Here is a 19,330-nt window from a genome sequence, read left to right as displayed (position 1 = left end):
GTGGTCCTTCACTGCGATTGAGCTGGGCGAGATGTCCAACCAGCATTCCGTCCGATGTAGAGGTTTATCCAAGGCTTAGATCAACCCCTGCTCACGCGCAATCTTCCCCGCGAGATGACGCGAACTGACGCCGAATTTTCGGCGAATGTTATTGAAGTGATAATTAACGTTGGCCTCGCTGCAATCGACAATCATGGCAATCTCCCAGGAAGACTTGCCAACCTCGCTCCACTGCAGGAACTCTTTCTCGCGGTTTGTCAGTCGGATTTTCTGAGGTTGCTTGCCCTCGGTAGCGTGAAAGCGATCCTGAAAGGGCGATGAGTGTTCGGAAACAACGGTGCTGTGATACATGGAAAATCTCCCATTCATCATCATTGATGGCGTGGGGGCGGCGGAATCTTCCTACTACTGGATGGCATGGTTCGCACGGCCCAGATTCAGACCCTGTGGGGCTGGAGGCAGGGGGTCGTTATAGCTCGATTCAAACTCCCTGAAACCTGTCAGACATGACAGGTGCGGGGATTTTAATGAGGGATGGGTGAAAAGGCTTCAGGCGAAGTGCTTGATTACCTTGGGGAATTTAAAGAGTAGTCGCCACAGGGAAGCGTTTTTTTGATTTTAAATTTGCATTCCACTCATCGCGGGTATATACACGCACCCATGCTTCCTTCCCAATGCTTGTGCATCAACCTGCGTCGCGCCGCCCGTGGCGTCAGCAGGTATTACGACGGCGCCCTCGACGGCTTCGGCATCAACGTTGCCCAGTATTCTTTGCTGAGCAACCTGGCGCGCCTGGATCAGCCGAGTATTTCTTCCCTGGCCGAGGCCATGGGCCTGGACCGCAGTACCCTGGGGCGCAATCTGCGGGTGTTGGAAGGCGAAGGGCTGGTGAAGCTGGCCGAGGGTGAAGACCTGCGCAACCGCATCGTCGAGCTGACCGAGGTCGGGCACGCGCGGTTGGCGGCGGCATTGCCGGCCTGGGAGGCGGCGCAACAACGTTTGATCGATAAGCTGGGCGCCGAGAAGCGCACGGCATTGCTGGCCTTGCTGGACGAATTGGCCTGACGCCGGTTCGTTCGATGATAAGCGGGCATATACCCGCGACCGGAGAATAAGAATGACATCGATGTGGCGTACCTGTGGTTGGGTCCTGGTGGGCAGTGCGCTGATTCTGGCGTTGTCCTTGGGCGTGCGGCATGGCTTCGGCTTGTTCCTCTCGCCCATGAGCGCCGAGTTCGGCTGGGGCCGTGGGGTGTTCGCCTTTGCCATTGCCTTGCAGAACCTGATCTGGGGCCTGACGCAGCCGTTCACCGGTGCGCTGGCGGACCGCTTCGGCGCGGCGAAAGTGGTGCTGGTCGGCGGCGTCCTGTACGCCCTCGGCCTGGTGTTCATGGGGTTGTCGGATTCGGCCTGGTCGTTGTCGTTGAGCGCTGGATTGCTGATTGGCATCGGCCTGTCCGGCACCTCGTTCTCGGTGATCCTCGGCGTGGTCGGCCGTGCCGTACCACCGGAGAAACGCAGCCTGGGCATGGGCATCGCCAGTGCCGCCGGCTCCTTCGGCCAGTTCGCCATGTTGCCGGGCACGCTGGGGCTGATCAGCTGGTTGGGCTGGTCGGCTGCCTTGTTGGTGCTAGGCCTGCTGGTGGCGTTGATCGTGCCGTTGGTGAGCATGCTCAAGGACGCGCCGTTGCCGGTGGCCGGCCATGAGCAAACCCTGTCCGAAGCGCTGCGCGAGGCGTGCAGCCATTCCGGGTTCTGGTTGCTGGCGCTCGGGTTCTTCGTTTGCGGCTTCCAGGTGGTGTTCATCGGCGTGCATTTGCCGGCCTATCTGGTGGATCAACACTTGGCGGCCAGCGTTGGAACCACCGTGCTGGCCCTGGTCGGGCTGTTCAATATCTTCGGTACCTATACCGCCGGTTGGTTGGGCGGGCGGATGTCCAAGCCACGTTTGCTGACCGGGTTGTATTTGCTACGCGCGGTGGTGATCGGCCTGTTCCTGTGGCTGCCGGTGACCACCACCACGGCTTACTTGTTCGGCATGGCGATGGGCTTGCTCTGGCTGTCGACGGTGCCCTTGACCAACGGCACGGTCGCGACCCTGTTCGGTGTACGAAATCTCTCGATGCTCGGTGGGATCGTGTTCCTGTTCCACCAATTGGGCTCGTTCCTGGGCGGCTGGTTGGGCGGGGTGGTGTATGACCGCACTGGCAGCTACGACTTGATCTGGCAGGTGTCGATCCTGCTCAGCCTCCTGGCGGCGGCGTTGAACTGGCCGGTGCGTGAGCGTCCAGTGGCGCGTCTGCAAGTCCAGGCCGGTGCCGCATGAGTCGCATCGGTCCGTGGCTGATTGCGCTGGGCGCCGGCCTGCTGCTGGCCGTCGCCTGGTGGGGCTGGCATCAGGGCGGGTTGGCCTTGATGCAGTTGGGCATGGGCAATTGTTGAACATGGACGGCGTCGGGCTCGGCGAGTAACGTCTTAGGCTGAATGCCTATAGGAAATGCCAACATGCTGATGCGCTGGCTTGCTGTCCCGACTCTTTTACTGGCCATGGCCGGCTCCGTCTGGGCCGCTGAGTGCCCACCGTTGCTGGAAGGTTCGTTGCCCAAGCTGCGGGCCAAGGAAACCATCGACCTGTGCCAGCGTTTCGCTGGCAAGCCGCTGGTGGTGGTCAACACCGCCAGCTTCTGCGGGTTCGCCCCACAATTCAAGGGCCTTGAAGCGCTTAACCAGCACTACAAGGACCAAGGGCTGCAAGTGCTGGGCGTGCCCTCCAATGACTTCAAGCAGGAGTCCAGGGACGGCGCGGAAACGGCCAAGGTCTGCTACGTCAATTACGGCGTGACGTTCACCATGACCGAACCGCAACCGGTGCGTGGCGCGGATGCCATCTCGTTGTTCAAGCACCTGGCTGAACAATCTGCTGCGCCGAAATGGAATTTCTACAAGTACGTGGTGGATCGCCAGGGTAAGGTGGTCGCCAGTTTCTCCAGCCGGATCAAACCCGATGACCCTGAATTCATCAGGGCCGTGGAAGCCGCCATCGCCTCCAAGCCCTGATCAACGGCCATGAAAAAGCCCCGCCTCTTTGCAGAGCGCGGGGCTTTTTATCGCGTCAGTTGGCGAAGGGTTCAGCTTCGCCATGCCTCATCAGAAGCGATAGGTTGCACCGACACCAAAGCCGTTGGCGCTGTTTTTGTATTCAGCGTTGTAGGATTGGTTCAGGGCGTTGCTGCCGCTGACGTTGACTTTTTCTTCCTTGAGGTAGGAATAGGCAACGTCGATGGTCAGGTCGTCAGTCGGGCTCCAGCCGGCACCCAGGCTGAAGATGGTCCGGTCGCCGGTGGGGATACGTGGCGAACGGTCGGTGTTGTTGGTGGGCGACTGGTCGAAGGACAGGCCAGTGCGCAGTACCCACTGTTTGTTCAACTGATAGGACGTACCGACTGCATAGGCCCAGGTGTCGTGCCAGTTCTGTTCTTCGGTGATGGTGCCGAGAGCAGGGTTCAGTAAACCGCCGCCACTGCCGGTGCCGTCGTTTTGCACAGTGATTTCTTTCAGGCGGCTCCAGCGGGTCCAGGTACTGCCGGCATAGACCTTCCAGGCATCGTTGATCTCCTGGGTGACGGAGAAGTCCACCGACTCAGGCGTGGTGATGTCCAGCGAAGCGTCGTAGCGGCCGTTGGTCAGCAGGAAGGCGGGTGTACCGGCACCCGGGTTCACTTCAGTGTGGCCTTCAAGCTTGTACTTGACCTTGGAATGGTAGGTCAGACCGACACGAGTGGTGTCAGTTGCCTGGACCAGCACGCCGAAGTTATAGCCGTAGCCAATGTCGTCACCCTTGATCTCTACGCCGGCCTCGGGCAGGCCAGTTACACCCAGTTGCGATTCCAGCGAGCCGGAAATACGGTTGACGGTCGGGCCGAAACCGATCGATACCTTGTCGTTGAAGGCGTAGCTGACGGTTGGCTGGAAGGTGACGACCTTCACTTCGCTCTTGCTGCCGAAGCTGCGGCCCTGGAAGCCGTTTTCATAATCGGTGATCAAGCCAAACGGCGCGTAGACACCCAGGCCGAAAGCCCACTGATCGTCGATAGGCTTGACGTAATAGCCCATCGGAACGCCGGTGAGGGGGACCATATCGCCCTTGTTGGTACCCGACTGAGTGCCGCTGGCATCATTGATATCGGTGGAGGCGTCAATGACCGCGAAACCACCCGTGACTTGCTGGCGCTTGAGGCGCGACATGCCGGCAGGGTTGCCAAACACGGTGCTTGCGTCGTCGGCAGAAGAGGAACGACCCGCGAAACCAGTGCCCATGCCACTGATGCTTTGTTCGTTCAAGGCAAAGCCACTGGCGAAAAGCTGAGTGGATGCCAGGGTAACGGCAAGGCCTAGGGTGGTTTTGAGCATGATTTTTTTCATTGTTAGAACTCCTGATGGTCACCGGGGCGAAAATTACCAACATTTTCGTTCTAGCGCTATAGCCTGCATGGCCTGATTTAGAGCGGTTTTGTAGGACAATCCGACCAAATTCACGTGCATTGTAGGAAGTTTCTGAATTCCTCGTCAGCAAGCGAACTGTTTCTGTGGTGAAACACAGCTTTGCCAAGCGCACGTAAAGTCTCGCAAGCGCCCTTGCGGGTGGAAGGTCTGGCGCCAGATGCGCGCCATGCCCAGCAGGTCATCGGCGTCCGGAAGGGCTGGATTCTGTTCTTCCACCAGCAGCCAGGCAATGGCGGTGGCGTAGCGCAGGTTGACGGTCAGTTCCAGGTGCGGCCCGCTGAGGAAGGCATGCTGGCTGGCCAGGCCGCGGACCAGGCTGGCGCGCTCCGGGTCCAACGCCAGGTAATGGTCCCACAGCGCCTGGTGGCGAGGCTCGGTGATGCGATACAGGCCGTGCCCGCGCCGGTCATGCAAGGCTGAACCCAGGCCGGACTGGCTGGCGGCAATGCCCAGCAACAAGGACTCCGCCGTGGCGCTGTGGCGTTCCAGGTAAAGGAGCGTCGGGCGGATTACATATCGACACAGTTCGCTGGCGGCGATACCCATAAAACCCTCGAAGCGTGATAGGGGCGGAGCCTGACGGGTGTGGGCTTGGCAGCAATGGATCGGTTCAGGCTCCGCCGAAAGCGGATCATGCCGCTTGACCTGAAGTGTAGTGTCATATTTGTGCTGTAAAGGACTGTTTTTAAAACATCTTCAGCGAACGGTTATAACTGTTATATCCCTTGGTGCTTAGGCCGTTTCGCTTGTCCTGCGTTTCTCAGGCAACAAAAAGCCCCGCTTTTCGGGCGGGGCTCTTGGGGTTTCTGCCTTTACGGCGTATCAGGCAACCAGCGCCTGACGGGTACGCTCGATCACCGCCTGCAGCGGCTCTGCGCTGGAGTACTGATCGGGGTACAGGCGTTCGCTGTGACGGGCGATGCCGTGTTCGTTGACCAGGGTGAAGCTGAAGCAGCCTTTGCGCGCTGCCATGATCAGGCAGTTCATTGGAGCAAAAGCGTTGGTTAGGGTGCGGATGGCATCCTGCGTGTGGATTTGAGTCGACATATTATGGGTGTTCCTACAAATGACACGGTTAAGAACCGTGCAACGTTAAAACGTTCCAGTAACGTCGACCACCATTGGTCGAACGAAGAACCCGACTGGAACAAAGCAGCCAGTTTGAGCGCTATAAAAGTGCGCGCTTGGGCTGGCAGGTAGGTACTTAGGAGGGCAGGCAACACATCAAGGGCAAAGGTTCTGGGCCCGGGGTGAAGATCCTGATCAATTTGCAGGTTGGTTCGGTCAGAGTAACGAGCCTGGCAACACCCTTTGCATTTGATCAAAGGCAGTGTTGGCGCAAGGGATACCTGGAAACCATCGAGGGGGTCGGTCTCTTTTTATCGGCAAGGGCTTCCCAGTTGGGATGGCTGACCGCGGAGAGGTGTTCGACCCGGAATTGACTTTCAGCTTGGTACTAACGCCGCGGATAGTAACGGATCGAATCGCTGGAGGGAAGGGCACTGGTCAAAAAATATTCAAATAGCCTAACGGGTCAGCCCGGCCCCTGTGGGAGCGAGCCTGCTCGCGATAGCGCACTGCCTGACCCACCGCTATCGCGAGCAGGCTCGCTCCCCCAAAGGATGGATGGTTTTCGCGGATAGGCGAGAACGTTATCCCCAGGTTTACCGCTGGATGAACCAAAAAAACCGACCCTTATAACCACTTCAGGTGTTACTTGTGCACACTTGCCATGCTGCTTGTCACCGTACTGTCATGTGCGAGCAAACCGCAGTGGGTGCCTGTGTCGAAAATTTAAGTCAATGAAAAACATCGCTTTTTTTTACTGGTGAAAAAATCGTCAGTTTGAGCGCAGGCCCCGTTCCACAGGGCTTTCGGCGAGTTAAGGGGAGGTTGTCCACTGAGTTATCCACAGCTTCTGTGGATTGTCCCAAGCGCTTGCTCTAGCACGGGCGTGCCGGATTTTTTCGACTTTACCCGTACGAAAAAAGGAGTAGAGTGGCGCGCCTTCCGATCTGTCCCGCAGTGCTTTATGAAGTTTCGCTCCGTATCAACGCCTGTTACTTCCACACCCCCCCGTGTTACCACTCCAAAATGCATGTCGATGCGCGTCGCCGAGTGGCTGCTTGACAGCCCGCGCCTTGGGTCAAATGCCAGTGTCAAACACTTGGCCGGCCGTTTGCTCAAGCAACCGGCCCGGGAAGGCGTGGTCGCGGCGCAGAGTCGTCTCGGGCAGTTGATGTGCCGCGAATGCGGCAATGCTCGGGATCGGCGTATTGGCCACGACCTGCTGCGCCAGGCCGCCCGGGCCGGCGATCACCGTGCCCGGCAGGCCCTCGGTGAAATTGACTGAAATCCAAGACTGAGCTGGGCAATGCCCCGCCCGCTTGGTTAACCTTCGGGCTTTATTTCATCAGCAGGAATTGTCATGGCTATGGATTTGACCAGCCTGTTGTTCGGTCTGGCAGGCGCTGCGGTGCCGTTGCTGGGCCTGACCTGGCACCTGCAACGCCAGGCCAGCGCCGCGCAGACCGAGCAGGCCTTGCTGGAGGAGCGCCTGGCCACTGCGCACATGGCCCACGACGGTCTCAACGCCCAGCTCGATGCCTGCCGCGATGAGATCAGCGATCTGAGCCAGGCCAACGCCGCCAAGCAAGCCGAACTCGCTGCCGCGTCTCGCGAAGTCGAGCTGTTGCAGATCGAGCGCGACAATGCCCGCGACGCGGCCCACGCCTGGAACCTGGAACGCGCCAACAAGGAAGCGGAGCTGCGCCGGCTCGATGCCCAGGCGGCCTCGCTGCACGCCGAACTGCACGAGCAGCAGGAAAGCCATCAGCAACGCCTGGATGATCTGCAAGGTTCGCGAAACGAGTTGCGGGCGCAGTTCGCCGAACTTGCCGGTAAGATCTTCGACGAGCGTGAGCAGCGCTTCGCCGAAACCAGCCAGCAGCGCCTGGGCCAGTTACTTGACCCCTTGAAGGAACGCATCCAGTCCTTCGAAAAGCGCGTTGAAGAAAGCTATCAGGCCGAGGCGCGTGAGCGCTTTTCGCTGGGCAAGGAGTTGGAGCGCCTGCAACAGCTGAACCTGCGCCTGAGCGATGAAGCCACCAACCTTACCCGTGCACTCAAAGGCCAGAAGACCCAGGGCAATTGGGGCGAGTTGATTCTGGAGCGGGTGCTCGAACACGCGGGCCTGGAGAAGGGCCGCGAGTATCAGACCCAAGTCAGCCTCAAGGGCCCGGACGGCGAGCGCTTCCAGCCTGACGTATTGATTTATCTGCCCGGCGACAAGCAGGTGGTGGTCGATTCCAAGGTCAGCCTCACGGCGTATCAGCAGTACGTGGCCGCCGAAGATGACGCCATTGGCCTGCTCGCCCTCAAGCAACATGTGGTGTCGTTGCGGGCCCACGTCAAAGGCTTGGCCGGCAAGGACTACAAGCGCCTGGACGGGCTGCACAGCCTGGATTTCGTGTTGCTGTTCGTGCCGATCGAGGCCGCGTTTTCCGCTGCGTTGCAGGCTGAGCCGAACCTGTTCCAGGAAGCGTTTGACCGCAATATCGTGATCGTCAGCCCAACCACATTGTTGGCGACCTTGCGGGTGATCGACAGCCTGTGGAAACAGGAACGCCAGAGCCAGAACGCACGGGAAATCGCCGAGCGGGCCGGGTGGCTGTATGACAAGTTCGTGCTGTTTATCCAGGACCTGGACGAGATCGGCAGCCGCTTGCAGCAACTGGACAAAGCCTACAGCGCGGCGCGCAACAAGCTGACGGAAGGGCGCGGCAACCTGATCAGCCGCAGCGAGCAACTCAAGCTCCTCGGCGCCCGGGCCAGCAAGAGCTTGCCGGCCGACTTGCTTGAGCGAGCGATGACGGATGCGGATGGGCCGGTGGAGCTGTCAGAGTAGATTTTCAGCGAACGAAGCACTTGTGGGAGCAAGGCTTGCCCGCGATGGGAACAATACGGCCCAAGGGTAAGTCGAGGCGCGTGTATCGCGGGCAAGCCTTGCTCCCACAAGAAGCTCCACAAGATGCTCGCTCGCCACAGGATTGCAGGGGTGCCCATCACAATGGCAAATGCCGACTCAACAACGCCCGCAGCGCCGCCGGCTTCACCGGCTTGGCCAGGTAATCCAGGCCCGCTGCATGCACCTGGGCCACCGTCTCCGGCCGGCCGTCGGCGCTGATCACCACCCCCGGCACCGGTTCGCCCATGCGCGTGCGCAGCCAGGCCATCAGCTCGGTGCCGGTCTCGCCGTCGTCCAGGTGAAAATCCACCAACGCCAGTTGCGGGCGGCCACCCTGGATGAGCCACTGCTCGCATTCCTCACGGTTGCGCGCCGTCCACACCTGGCAACCCCAACGCGTCAGCAGGCTATTCATGCCAATCAGAATGCTGTCTTCGTTATCGACGCAGAGCACCTGCGCGCCCCTTGGCAAATGGCCGTTGGGTTCGGCCGCGGCGCTGGGCACGACTGCCTGTGCGCAAGCCAGGGGCACGCTGACGCTGAACACGCTGCCGCGTCCCGGCCAGGAACGCACGCGCAGGGTATGCCCCAGCACGCGACATAGGCCGTCGGCGATCGCCAGGCCCAATCCCAGGCCTTTTTCGGCGCGGGTCTGATGGCTGTCGAGGCGCTTGAATTCTTCGAAGATGACCTGCTGTTTATCCTCGGCGATGCCCGGTCCGCGATCCCAGACTTCCAGGCACAACTCGCCGTTGCGCCGCCGCGCGCCCAGCAGCACTGGGCCCTTGGCGTAGCGAAAGGCGTTGGTGAGGAAGTTTTGCAGGATGCGTCGCAGCAGCTTGATGTCGCTGTCGACCCGCAGCCGCGAGCCGCGAACCCGGAATTTCAAGCCTTGTTCCTGGGCCAGCGCGGTGAACTCTGCGCCGAGGGTGTCGAACAGGTCGTTCAGGGCGAACGGCTTGCACTCTGGATTGATCTTGCCGTTTTCCAGGCGGGAAATGTCCAGCAGATCGGTGATCAGGTCTTCGGCCGAGCGCAGCGAACTGTCCAGGTGCTGCACCAGTTGCCGGGCTTCGCTGGGCAAGCCGTCGTGCTGGTGGGACAGCGCGGCGGAGAACAGGCGCGCGGCGTTGAGCGGCTGCATCAGGTCATGGCTGACGGCGGCAAGGAAGCGGGTTTTCGATTGGTTGGCCGCCTCGGCGGTGCTTTTCGCGTCGGTCAGGGCCAGGTTCAGTTGCGACAATTCCCGGGTGCGCTCGGCCACCCGTTGCTCCAGCCCTTCGTTGGCTTCGGTCAACGCCTGCGCCGCTTCGCGGAACGCCGTGATGTCGGTGAAACTCATGACGAAACCGCCCCCGGGCATCGGGTTGCCAATCAGCTCGATGACCCGACCGTTGGGGAACAGCCGCTCCGACGTATGGGCGCGGCCTTGGCGCATCCAGTGCAGGCGCCGGGCCACATGCACTTCCGCCTCGCCCGGTCCGCAGAGGCCGCGTTCGGCGTTGTAGCGGATGATGTCGGCGATGGGCCGCCCCACACTGATCAAGCCGTCCGGGTAGTTGAACAGTTCCAGGTAGCGGCGGTTCCAAGCCACCAGCCGGAGCGACTGGTCGACCACGCTGATGCCCTGGGTAATGTTCTCGATGGCGCCTTGCAGCAGTGCACGGTTGAACTGCAGCACTTCCGAGGTTTCGTCGGCAATGCGCACGACATCCTCGAGCTGCATCTCCCGACCTTCAATGGCGGCTTTTACTACCGCCCGCGTCGACGAAGCACCGAGTACACCGGCCAGCAGCCGTTCGGTGTGCGCGATCCATTCACTGTCGGCGTTCTGGTTCGGGTTGAAGCCTTTGCCCTGGCGATAGGCAAAGCGGATGAAGCTCTGCCGCGCGCGTTCCTCGCCGACGAAACGGGCGGCCAGTTGCAGCAGGTCTTCGATGTGCACCGCCAGCATCGAACGGGCGCTGGGACGGGCGCTGATTTCCTGGCCGATGAAGCGCCCGGCCTGCCAGTGCTCCGAGACGCGGGTGCGCGACAGCACGGACACCCAGGCAAACAAGGTGAAGTTGCCGGCCAGGGACAGCACCACGCCTTGGGTCAGCGGGCTGATTGGCAGATTCAGCGGGTTGCCGTGCAGCCAGGCCAAACCGGGGAAGCTGCCCAGGGACCAGCCAAGGCTATGGGCGGCGATCGGCAACACCAGGGTGTAGAACCACAGGAAAATCCCGCTGGCGAGGCCGGCGAACACGCCGCGGCGGTTGGCCTGTTTCCAATACAGCGCGCCGAGCATGGCGGGGGCCAATTGAGTGACGGCGGCAAAGGCAATCTGGCCGATGGTCGCCAGGCTCGCCGTCGAGCCCAGCAACCGATAGCTGACATAGGCCAGCAGCAGGATCACCACGATGCTCACGCGCCGCACCGACAACATCCACTGGCGAAACACTTCGAAGGGCCGCTCGGCGTTGTTGCGGCGCAACAGCCACGGCAGCAGCATGTCGTTGGAGACCATGGTGGAGAGCGCCACGCTGGCGACAATCACCATGCCGGTGGCCGCCGAGGCGCCGCCGATGAACGCCAGCAACGCCAGCGCCGGATGAGCCTGCGCCAGGGGCAGGCTGATCACGAACGAATCCGGTAGCACCGAGCTGGGCAACAGCATTTGCCCGGCGAGGGCGATGGGCACCACGAACAGTGCGGCCAAAGCCAGGTAGGCAGGGAACACCCACTTGGCCAGGCGCAGGTCCTGGGGCTCGATGTTCTCCACCACGGTCACGTGGAATTGCCGTGGCAGGCAGATGATCGCCATCATCGCGACCCCGGTCTGCACCACCATGGACGGCCAGTTGATGGTTTCTTTCCAGTATTGCTCTAGTCGCGGCGCAAGCATCGCCTGGTCGAACAGGTCGTCGAAACCGTCGTAGAGGCCGTAGGTCACGAACGCGCCGACGGCGAGGAAGGCGAACAGCTTGACCAGGGATTCGAAGGCAATCGCCAGCACCATGCCGCGGTGGTGTTCGGTGGCGTCCAGGTTGCGGGTGCCGAACACGATGGTGAACAGCGCCAGGATCAGCGAGACGATCAACGCGGTGTCCTGGGCGCGGGTACCCATGGCGTCGGCGCCGGCGCCGATCAGCAGGTTTACGCCGAGCACGATGCCCTTGAGCTGCAAGGCAATGTACGGCAACACGCCCACCAGGCAGATCAGCGCCACCACCACCGCCAGGGACTGGGATTTGCCATAGCGGGCAGCGATGAAGTCGGCGATGGAAGTGATGTTTTCCTGCTTGCTGATCATCACCATTTTCTGCAGGACCCACGGCGCCAGCACCAGCAGCAGGATCGGCCCGAGGTAGATCGGCAGGAATGACCAGAGCTGTTCGGCGGCCTGGCCCACGGCGCCAAAGAACGTCCAACTGGTGCAGTACACCGCCAGCGACAGGCTGTAGACCCAGGCGCGTACCCGTGGCGGCAGCGGCGTGCTGCGCCGGTCGCCGTAGAAGGCGATGGCGAACATGATGGCCATATAGGCCAGGGCGACACCGGCGATCAGCCCGCTGGACAACGACATGGAAACTCCCGAACGAAGAACGCCAGGCTTGAGCCCGGCAAGACAGTCTCGCATGCCCGCTCGGGTTCGTCAGTGTCGACCAAGGTCGGGGCGTGGCGGGGTGTCGCGGGGTAGGGGGATTGTTCAGTTTTGTGGTGGTTTTGCCGGCCTCATCGCGAGCAGGCTCGCTCCCACAGGGGTGTTGAGTCAGCTCCAGGATCCAGGGTTCACCCCATCAATGTGGGAGCGAGCCTGCTCGCGATGGCGGCCTTACTGACCCAACGCGATATCAATCAACCGATGCAATTCCTCGACCTCCAGCGGCGCGCTGGCAAAGAGAATGCGGAAGACCGTCGGCGCCGCTATCACATTGATCAGCCGTTCGATGCCGGGGTCAGGCGCATCGGGATAACGCTGCAGAATGATCTGCAACTGAGCGCTGATGATTTCCACGCAATGCCCCGGCGTGGCGCAGGCCTGGATGTCGCGCATCATGTTGCGACCGGGTTCGGAACTCATTTCGTCCAGGTACTGCTCAGCCCAGGCGCGCAAGTCGCCGCGCAGGCTGCCGGTGTTGGCCGGTTCGCTGTCGAGGCGCATGCGGGCGACGGCGACGTCGGCCAGCAGCGCCGGCAGGTCACCCCAGCGCCGGTAGATGGTGGACGGCGTCACGCCCGCGCGCGCAGCGATTTGCGGCACGGTCAGCGTGGCGCGGTCCTGTTCCTGAAGCAGGGCACGGACGGCCGAATGGATCGACTCTTGGACCCGGGCGCTTCTGCCGCCGGGGCGTAAACCTTCTTTAATAGCCATGGATAGGACCTTAACACAAAGAATTTGCTTTAAGCGCGTGTCGGGCGCAGACTCTACAAAAGCAAATAATTAGCTTTTATAGACATTTTGATGGAGCGTGCCCATGTCCCGTCCCGCGTCAACGCGAGCCAGCTTGATCTTCCTGGCAGTCACCTTGCTCGGTTTCCTCGCCGCGTCCAGCGCACCGACGCCCCTGTATCACCTCTACCAGGAACACATGCAGTTTTCCCCGGCGATCCTCACGCTGATCTTCGGCGTCTACGCCTTCAGTTTGTTGGCGGCCCTGCTGACCGTGGGCTCGTTGTCGGACTACCTGGGTCGCAAACCGGTGATCTTCGTGGCGCTGCTGCTCAACATGCTGGCGATGCTGCTGTTTATCAATGCCGAAAGCATCGGCTGGCTGATCGGCGCCCGCTTGATCCAGGGCTTTGCCACGGGCATGGCCACCAGCGTGCTGGGCGCCGCGTTGCTGGATTTCGACCGACAGCAAGGTCCGCTGATCACCAGCGTCGCGCCCATGCTGGGCATGGCGTGCGGTGCGCTGGGCTGTGGCCTGCTCGCCGAGTTCGCGCCGTTGCCGCTGCAATTGACCTATTGGCTGCTGCTGGGACTGTTCCTGGGCGAGGCGGTTTACCTCTGGCACTTGGGAGAAAGCGTCAGCCCACAACCCGGCGCGTGGCGATCCCTGCGTCCGACCTTGCACGTACCTGTCCAGGCGCGGCGAGCCCTGTGGCTGACGCTGCCCCTGAACCTGGCGGCCTGGGCGGTGGGCGGCTTCTACCTGTCCTTGGCACCGTCCCTGGTGCGGACCGCGACCGGATCTTCCTCCAACCTGATCGGCGGCGCGTTGGTGGCGGTGCTGACCCTCAGCGGGGCGTTGTCCATCTATACGCTGCGCAACCAGGCGGCCGGGACGATTCTGCGTTGGGCCGGCGCCTTGTTGGTGATCGGCCTGGTGTTGGTGTTGAGCGCGGCACACCGCGGCAGCCTGCCGTTGTTTTTCATCGGCACGCTGGTGACCGGTAGCGGTTTTGGCGCGGGCTTTCTCGGTGCATTGCGCAGTATCGTGCCGCTGGCCTTGCCTCACGAACGGGCTGGCCTGATGTCGGCGTTCTACGTCCTCAGTTACCTGGCGTTCAGCCTGCCGTCGTTGCTGGCCGGGAACCTGGTGCGAGTGTTCGGGCTGATCCCGACCACCGATGGTTACGGTGCGGTGTTGATTGTGCTGTCGGTCGTTGCACTCTGGGGGGCGATGCGCCAGCCGCAAAGCGTTGTGATGAAAACCGGTGACCGCCTCTGATGCTTTATCTGTAGAACAGATGACATATAGAGAAATTACCCGTTATATAGATATTCGATCTGGCTCTAGCATGGGTTCCACCGCATTCGAGGACAGGAGTTGTGCCATGACATGCTGCGCCACCAAGACCCGCTTTCGTCCGTTGAGCCATTTGCCCAGGCCGTTGGAAGCCATTCGCCAATTCACGCCCAACTGGTTCGCCGTGACCATGGGCACCGGCGTCCTGGCCTTGTCCTTGGCGCAATGGCCGGGGAATGTGCCGGCCTTGCGTGTCGTGGGCGAAGGGTTGTGGTTGTTCAATACGCTGCTGTTCGTGCTGTTCGCCGGACTCTACGCCGCGCGCTGGCTGTTGTTCTTCGATGAAGCGCGGCGGATCTTCGGCCACTCAACGGTCTCGATGTTTTTCGGCACCATTCCCATGGGGCTGGCGACTCTCATCAACGGCTTTCTGGTGTTCGGCCTGCCGCGTTGGGGCGCGGGCGTTGTGCCGCTGGCTGAAACGCTGTGGTGGCTCGACGTGGCGATGTCCCTGGCCTGTGGCGTACTGATACCGTTCCTGATGTTCACCCGCCAGGAACACCGGATCGACCAGATGACCGCCGTGTGGCTGTTGCCGGTGGTGGCCGCCGAAGTCGCGGCGGCCAGCGGCGGGCTGTTGGCACCGCATCTGGCCGACGCTCATGGACAACTGGTCGTGCTGGTGACCAGCTACGTGCTCTGGGCATTTTCCCTGCCGGTGGCGTTCAGCATTCTGACGATATTGCTGCTGCGCATGGCCTTGCACAAACTGCCCCACGAAAACATGGCCGCGTCGAGCTGGCTGGCCCTCGGTCCGATCGGCACCGGTGCCTTGGGCATGTTGCTGCTGGGCAACGATGCCCCGCTGATCTTTGCCGCCAATGGCTTGCCGGGCGTCGGTGAAATCGCCGCCGGGCTGGGCCTGGTGGCCAGCATCACGCTATGGGGCCTGGGGTTCTGGTGGATGTTGATGGCGCTGCTGATCACCGCGCGCTATTTGCGCGACGGCATTCCCTTCAACCTTGGCTGGTGGGGCTTTACCTTTCCCTTGGGCGTCTACGCGCTGACGACGCTGAAGTTGGCGGACCTGCTGAGCCTGGCTTTTTTCAGCGTGTTCGGGTGTGGGCTGGTGCTGCTGCTGGCGCTGATGTGGCTGATCGTCGGCCGGCGCACGTTGATGGGCGCCTGGCACGGTGAGTTGTTTGTGTCACCGTGCATTGCAGGATTGGCAAAATAATCGTTGGACATCTCCAAGCCACCCATGGCGTGGGGTAATGTGTGGCCTGGATCGAAAAGCGTTATTTCCAATAAGCGTCCAGGCCATTCAGGAACACGGAAGATGAGTCACCCCTCGCAGTTCACCTTGCTTCGCACGCGGCGCTTTCTGCCGTTTTTCATCACGCAGTCCCTGGGCGCGTTCAACGACAACGTGTTCAAGCAATCGCTGATCCTCGCCATCCTCTACAAACTGACCATCGAGGGCGACCGCTCGATCTGGGTCAACCTCTGCGCCCTGTTGTTCATCCTGCCGTTCTTTCTGTTCTCGGCCCTGGCGGGGCAGTTCGGGGAAAAATTCGCCAAGGATGCGCTGATCCGTCTGATCAAGCTGGGCGAAATCGTCATCATGGCGGTCGGCGCGGTGGGCTTCCTGTTCGATCATTTGTCACTGATGCTGCTGGCGCTGTTCGCCATGGGCACGCATTCGGCGCTGTTCGGCCCGGTGAAGTATTCGATCCTGCCGCAGGCGCTGCGTGAGGACGAGTTGGTGGGCGGCAACGGCCTGGTGGAGATGGGCACCTTCCTGGCGATTCTCGCCGGCACTATCGGCGCCGGGGTCATGATGTCCTCGGCCCATTACGCCCCGCTGGTGTCGAGCGCAATTGTCGGCATTGCCGTGTTCGGTTACCTGGCCAGTCGCAGCATCCCGCGTGCCGCCGCGGCCTCGCCGCAAATGCGTCTGAACTGGAACATCTTCAGTCAATCCTGGGCCACTTTAAAGCTGGGCCTGGGGCAGACCCCGGCGGTGTCCCGTTCGATTGTCGGCAACTCGTGGTTCTGGTTCGTCGGGGCGATTTACCTGACGCAGATCCCGGCCTATGCCAAGGAGTGGATGCACGGTGATGAAACCGTGGTGACCCTGATCCTCACGGTGTTCTCGGTGGGGATCGCCCTGGGGTCGATGCTCTGCGAGCGGCTCTCCGGGCGCAAGGTCGAGATCGGCCTGGTGCCGTTCGGTTCGTTCGGGCTGACCGTGTTCGGGCTGTTGCTGTGGTGGCATTCCGGTGGAATTCCCGACAGCGTCGACGGCCATGGCTGGCTTGAAGTGCTCGGCTTCGGCCATGCTTGGCTGGTGCTGATCGACATCCTCGGCCTCGGCATCTTTGGCGGCTTCTACATCGTGCCGCTGTACGCGCTGATCCAGTCTCGCACCGCCGAGAACGAGCGGGCGCGGGTAATCGCCGCCAACAACATCCTCAACGCGTTGTTCATGGTGGTCTCGGCGATTGCCTCCATCGTCTTGCTGAGCCTGGCGAAGCTGTCGATCCCGCAGTTGTTCCTGGTGGTGTCGCTGCTGAACATCGGCGTCAACGCCTACATCTTCAAGATCGTCCCCGAGTTCAGCATGCGTTTCATGATCTGGCTGCTGAGCCATTCCATGTACCGCGTAGAACATCGCAACCTGGACGCGATACCCGATGAAGGCGCGGCGCTGTTGGTCTGCAACCACGTGTCCTTTGTCGATGCCTTGCTGATTGGCGGCGCGGTACGTCGGCCGATTCGCTTCGTGATGTACTACAAGATCTACAACCTGCCGGTATTGAATTTCATCTTCCGCACCGCTGGGACGATTCCGATCGCCGGGCGCCAGGAAGACATTCATATCTATGAAAAGGCCTTCAAGCGAATCGCCCAGTACCTGGCGGACGGTGAATTGGTGTGCATTTTTCCTGAAGGAAAGCTGACCGCCGACGGTGAGATCAATGAGTTCAAGAGCGGCCTGACCCGCATCCTCCAGGAAACCCCGGTGCCGGTGATTCCCCTGGCGTTGCAGGGCTTGTGGGGCAGTTTCTTCAGTCGTGACCCGGCCAAGGGGCTGTTTCGCCGGTTGTGGTCGCGGGTGACCTTGGTGGCCGGGCCGGCGGTGGCGGTGGAGCTGGCTGAGCCCATGAAGTTGCAGGCGCTGGTGGGCGAGTTGCGCGGGGCGGTCAGATAGATAGGCTGCGGTCTTTCGATTTTTCGCGAGCAGGCTCGCTCCCACAATAGATCGCGTCCGGTTCGGGCAACTCGGTCAAATGTGGGAGCGAGCCCGCTCGCGAAAGCGGAGTGTCAGTCGACCAGAATGTTGAAACTGCCGGCCCCTTCGCGAGCAAGCCCGCTCCCACAGCTTTGTGCCAGGCACAATCGCGGAGCACCGCAGAGCCCATGTGGGAGCGAGCCTGCTCGCGATAGCGGTGGAAGCCTAGGCGCTGACCTTGAGCCCGATCAATCCCGCGACGATCAACGCCACGCTGGCCAACCGAACCAGCGCCATCGACTCACCAAACAGGATGATCCCGGCGATCACCGTGCCCACGGCGCCGACCCCGGTCCAGATCGCATAGGCCGTGCCCAACGGCAATTCCTTCATGGCCAGGCCAAGCAGGCCGAGGCTGATCGCCATGGCGGCAATCGTCAATGCAGTGGGGAGAGGGCGACTGAAACCGTCGGTGTATTTCAGGCCGACAGCCCAACCGACCTCGAACAGGCCGGCAAAAAACAGAATGATCCAGGACATTACACGCCTCCATCGATGATGGGGCCGTCCCCGGATTGAACACTTTGATGAAGTGGCGGGGTCGTCCCCGCTGAAGGGTAGAGTGCCCATTGTCGGGCACTCGATCAAGTTTACGTTCAGTCAACAGCTCGCCGGGTAGCGAGCGCCTCGCGGTCCTGCTTTTCACTCATGCGCCGGAAATAGGTCGAGAGCAAGGCGCCGGAGATGTTATGCCAGACACTGAACGGCGCGCTGGGCACCGCCGCCAACGGCGAGAAGTGTGCACTCGCCAGTGCTGCGCCCAGGCCGGAGTTCTGCATGCCCACTTCCAGCGCCAGGGTCTTGCGCTGGGGCAAGGGGAGGCCGAACACGCGTCCGGTGAAATACCCCAACAGGTAACCGAAGCTGTTGTGCAACATCACAATGGCCATGATCAGCAGGCCGGATTCGGCGATCTTCGCCTGACTGGCCGCCACCACCGCCGCCACGATGATCACGATGCTCACTACCGATATCAGCGGCAGCACTTCTACGGCATGACGAACCCGGGCACCCAACAGGCGTTGGGCGATGATGCCCAGTGCAATCGGCAACAGTACGATTTGCAGGATCGACCAGAACAGCGCCGAGAACGACACCGGCAACCAGGCCGAGGCCAGCAACCAGATCAACGCCGGTGTCAGCAGGGGAGCCAGCAGCGTGGTGATCGCGGAAATCGCCACGGCCAGGGCCAGGTCGCCGCGCGCCAGCCAGGTCATGACGTTGGACGACGTGCCGCTCGGGCAGCAGCCCACCAGGATCACGCCGACGGCGATTTCCGGCGGCAGGCTGAACACTTGGCAAAGCAGCCATGCGGTACCGGGCATGATGACGAATTGGGCAATCACCCCCAAGGCCACTCGTCCCGGCCGACGGGCTACCTCGGCGAAGTCTTCCAGCTTGAGCGCCAGGCCCATGCCGAACATCACCAGCCCCAACAAAGGCACGATAGCGACCTTCAGGTCCACGAACCACTGCGGCAGCAGGAATGCCACGACGGCGAAAGCCAGTACCCAGTAAGCGAAGGTATTGCCGACAAAGCGGCTCAATGCAGCCAGTGCGCGCATGACCTGATCCTTATTATTGAATGAACACATAAAACCAATGTGGGAGCGGGCTTGCTCGCGAATGCGGATTGTCAGTCAACATCATTGTTGAATGCCAGACCGCATTCGCGAGCAAGCCCGCTCCCACATTGGTTTTATGTGTTCATTCAATAATAAGGATCAGGTCATGCGCGCACTGGCTGCATTGAGCCGCTTTGTCGGCAATACCTTCGCTTACTGGGTACTGGCTTTCGCCGTCGTGGCATTCCTGCTGCCGCAGTGGTTCGTGGACCTGAAGGTCGCTATCGTGCCTTTGTTGGGGCTGGTGATGTTCGGCATGGGCCTG

At 61.3% G+C, this 19,330-nt stretch carries 16 protein-coding genes and 1 pseudogene; 9 read left to right on the top strand and 8 right to left on the bottom strand.

Features of this window, described 5'->3' with window-relative positions; all coding sequences use genetic code 11:
- Positions 1–75: 75 nt before the first annotated feature.
- Complete coding sequence (locus J7E36_RS21935; RefSeq protein ID WP_215007767.1) at positions 76–351, bottom strand: helix-turn-helix transcriptional regulator; 276 nt, start codon at positions 349–351, stop codon at positions 76–78.
- Between the two features lie 309 nt (positions 352–660).
- Between J7E36_RS21935 and J7E36_RS21930 the strand changes: the two genes are divergently transcribed.
- From J7E36_RS21930 to J7E36_RS21920, 3 genes are all read left to right on the top strand, one after another.
- Complete coding sequence (locus J7E36_RS21930) at positions 661–1,065, top strand: MarR family winged helix-turn-helix transcriptional regulator (RefSeq protein WP_215007764.1); 405 nt, start codon at positions 661–663, stop codon at positions 1,063–1,065.
- Positions 1,066–1,117: 52 nt separating this feature from the next.
- Positions 1,118–2,326 carry an MFS transporter gene (locus J7E36_RS21925; protein WP_215007761.1) on the top strand — a complete coding sequence of 403 codons (1,209 nt, stop codon included), beginning with the start codon at positions 1,118–1,120 and terminating at the stop codon, positions 2,324–2,326.
- A gap of 179 nt (positions 2,327–2,505) precedes the next feature.
- Positions 2,506–3,057 carry a glutathione peroxidase gene (locus tag J7E36_RS21920; protein WP_215007758.1) on the top strand — a complete coding sequence of 184 codons (552 nt, stop codon included), beginning with the start codon at positions 2,506–2,508 and terminating at the stop codon, positions 3,055–3,057.
- 90 nt (positions 3,058–3,147) lie between these two features.
- Here J7E36_RS21920 and J7E36_RS21915 read toward each other — a convergent pair whose 3' ends face one another.
- From J7E36_RS21915 to J7E36_RS21905, 3 genes are all read right to left on the bottom strand, one after another.
- A complete protein-coding gene (locus tag J7E36_RS21915) occupies positions 3,148–4,422 on the bottom strand; it encodes an OmpP1/FadL family transporter (RefSeq protein WP_215007741.1) in 1,275 nt (424 codons plus the stop codon).
- A 144-nt stretch (positions 4,423–4,566) separates the two neighbouring features.
- A complete protein-coding gene (locus J7E36_RS21910; RefSeq protein WP_215007738.1) occupies positions 4,567–5,049 on the bottom strand; it encodes a hypothetical protein in 483 nt (160 codons plus the stop codon).
- Positions 5,050–5,325: 276 nt separating this feature from the next.
- Positions 5,326–5,550 carry a hypothetical protein gene (locus tag J7E36_RS21905; protein ID WP_007898912.1) on the bottom strand — a complete coding sequence of 75 codons (225 nt, stop codon included), beginning with the start codon at positions 5,548–5,550 and terminating at the stop codon, positions 5,326–5,328.
- A 985-nt stretch (positions 5,551–6,535) separates the two neighbouring features.
- Here J7E36_RS21905 and J7E36_RS21900 point away from each other — a divergent pair.
- Together J7E36_RS21900 and rmuC are read left to right on the top strand one after the other, a co-directional pair.
- Positions 6,536–6,856, top strand: a complete 321-nt coding sequence (locus tag J7E36_RS21900) for a sel1 repeat family protein (RefSeq protein ID WP_215007735.1) — start codon at positions 6,536–6,538, stop codon at positions 6,854–6,856.
- A gap of 189 nt (positions 6,857–7,045) precedes the next feature.
- Positions 7,046–8,410: a DNA recombination protein RmuC gene (gene rmuC / locus J7E36_RS21895; protein WP_215008052.1), complete on the top strand. Its 1,365-nt coding sequence runs from the start codon at positions 7,046–7,048 to the stop codon at positions 8,408–8,410.
- Between the two features lie 157 nt (positions 8,411–8,567).
- On the opposite strand, the gene J7E36_RS21890 is transcribed toward rmuC, so the two are convergent.
- On the bottom strand, positions 8,568–12,038 hold the full coding sequence (locus J7E36_RS21890; protein WP_215007732.1) for a hybrid sensor histidine kinase/response regulator: 3,471 nt from the start codon (positions 12,036–12,038) through the stop codon (positions 8,568–8,570).
- Positions 12,039–12,287: 249 nt separating this feature from the next.
- Positions 12,288–12,827, bottom strand: a complete 540-nt coding sequence (locus tag J7E36_RS21885) for a TetR/AcrR family transcriptional regulator (RefSeq protein ID WP_215007729.1) — start codon at positions 12,825–12,827, stop codon at positions 12,288–12,290.
- Between the two features lie 103 nt (positions 12,828–12,930).
- On the opposite strand from J7E36_RS21885, the gene J7E36_RS21880 reads away from it, so the two are divergent.
- The 3 genes from J7E36_RS21880 (at position 12,931) to J7E36_RS21870 (ending at position 17,359) form a co-directional block, all read left to right on the top strand.
- Positions 12,931–14,127, top strand: a complete 1,197-nt coding sequence (locus J7E36_RS21880; RefSeq protein WP_215007726.1) for an MFS transporter — start codon at positions 12,931–12,933, stop codon at positions 14,125–14,127.
- A gap of 106 nt (positions 14,128–14,233) precedes the next feature.
- Entirely contained in the window at positions 14,234–15,382 is a 1,149-nt protein-coding gene (locus tag J7E36_RS21875) for a TDT family transporter (protein WP_215007723.1), read from the top strand.
- 102 nt (positions 15,383–15,484) lie between these two features.
- Positions 15,485–17,359, top strand: coding sequence for an MFS transporter (locus tag J7E36_RS21870; protein WP_215007720.1), 1,875 nt, complete (start codon positions 15,485–15,487; stop codon positions 17,357–17,359).
- 246 nt (positions 17,360–17,605) lie between these two features.
- On the opposite strand, the gene sugE is transcribed toward J7E36_RS21870, so the two are convergent.
- Both sugE and J7E36_RS21860 read right to left on the bottom strand, forming a co-directional pair.
- Positions 17,606–17,920, bottom strand: coding sequence for a quaternary ammonium compound efflux SMR transporter SugE (gene sugE / locus J7E36_RS21865; protein WP_003204587.1), 315 nt, complete (start codon positions 17,918–17,920; stop codon positions 17,606–17,608).
- 116 nt (positions 17,921–18,036) lie between these two features.
- Positions 18,037–19,005 (bottom strand): bile acid:sodium symporter family protein, encoded by a 969-nt coding sequence (locus J7E36_RS21860; protein ID WP_215007717.1) that lies wholly within the window; start codon positions 19,003–19,005, stop codon positions 18,037–18,039.
- A 166-nt stretch (positions 19,006–19,171) separates the two neighbouring features.
- Here J7E36_RS21860 and J7E36_RS25330 point away from each other — a divergent pair.
- Positions 19,172–19,330, top strand: a pseudogene (locus tag J7E36_RS25330) (bile acid:sodium symporter family protein); the annotation flags it as partial.

Source organism: Pseudomonas fluorescens (assembly GCF_018614775.1).
In the GTDB taxonomy this organism is placed as follows: domain Bacteria; phylum Pseudomonadota; class Gammaproteobacteria; order Pseudomonadales; family Pseudomonadaceae; genus Aquipseudomonas; species Aquipseudomonas fluorescens_BY.
The sequence above is the reverse complement of the archived record's forward strand: the minus strand, read 5'-3'. Positions and strand labels throughout refer to the sequence as shown.

What these genes read in the sequence shown, in the direction of transcription:
- J7E36_RS21875 (WP_215007723.1), top strand. Translation starts at nt 14,234, where the DNA reads ATGACATGCTGCGCCACCAAGACCCGCTTTCGTCCGTTGAGCCATTTG.
- sugE (WP_003204587.1), bottom strand. Translation starts at nt 17,920, where the DNA reads ATGTCCTGGATCATTCTGTTTTTTGCCGGCCTGTTCGAGGTCGGTTGG.
- J7E36_RS21860 (WP_215007717.1), bottom strand. Translation starts at nt 19,005, where the DNA reads ATGCGCGCACTGGCTGCATTGAGCCGCTTTGTCGGCAATACCTTCGCT.
- J7E36_RS21925 (WP_215007761.1), top strand. Translation starts at nt 1,118, where the DNA reads ATGACATCGATGTGGCGTACCTGTGGTTGGGTCCTGGTGGGCAGTGCG.
- J7E36_RS21920 (WP_215007758.1), top strand. Translation starts at nt 2,506, where the DNA reads ATGCTGATGCGCTGGCTTGCTGTCCCGACTCTTTTACTGGCCATGGCC.
- J7E36_RS21930 (WP_215007764.1), top strand. Translation starts at nt 661, where the DNA reads ATGCTTCCTTCCCAATGCTTGTGCATCAACCTGCGTCGCGCCGCCCGT.
- J7E36_RS21870 (WP_215007720.1), top strand. Translation starts at nt 15,485, where the DNA reads ATGAGTCACCCCTCGCAGTTCACCTTGCTTCGCACGCGGCGCTTTCTG.
- J7E36_RS21890 (WP_215007732.1), bottom strand. Translation starts at nt 12,038, where the DNA reads ATGTCGTTGTCCAGCGGGCTGATCGCCGGTGTCGCCCTGGCCTATATG.
- J7E36_RS21885 (WP_215007729.1), bottom strand. Translation starts at nt 12,827, where the DNA reads ATGGCTATTAAAGAAGGTTTACGCCCCGGCGGCAGAAGCGCCCGGGTC.
- J7E36_RS21910 (WP_215007738.1), bottom strand. Translation starts at nt 5,049, where the DNA reads ATGGGTATCGCCGCCAGCGAACTGTGTCGATATGTAATCCGCCCGACG.
- J7E36_RS21900 (WP_215007735.1), top strand. Translation starts at nt 6,536, where the DNA reads ATGAAGTTTCGCTCCGTATCAACGCCTGTTACTTCCACACCCCCCCGT.
- J7E36_RS21915 (WP_215007741.1), bottom strand. Translation starts at nt 4,422, where the DNA reads ATGAAAAAAATCATGCTCAAAACCACCCTAGGCCTTGCCGTTACCCTG.
- J7E36_RS21880 (WP_215007726.1), top strand. Translation starts at nt 12,931, where the DNA reads ATGTCCCGTCCCGCGTCAACGCGAGCCAGCTTGATCTTCCTGGCAGTC.
- J7E36_RS21905 (WP_007898912.1), bottom strand. Translation starts at nt 5,550, where the DNA reads ATGTCGACTCAAATCCACACGCAGGATGCCATCCGCACCCTAACCAAC.
- J7E36_RS21935 (WP_215007767.1), bottom strand. Translation starts at nt 351, where the DNA reads ATGTATCACAGCACCGTTGTTTCCGAACACTCATCGCCCTTTCAGGAT.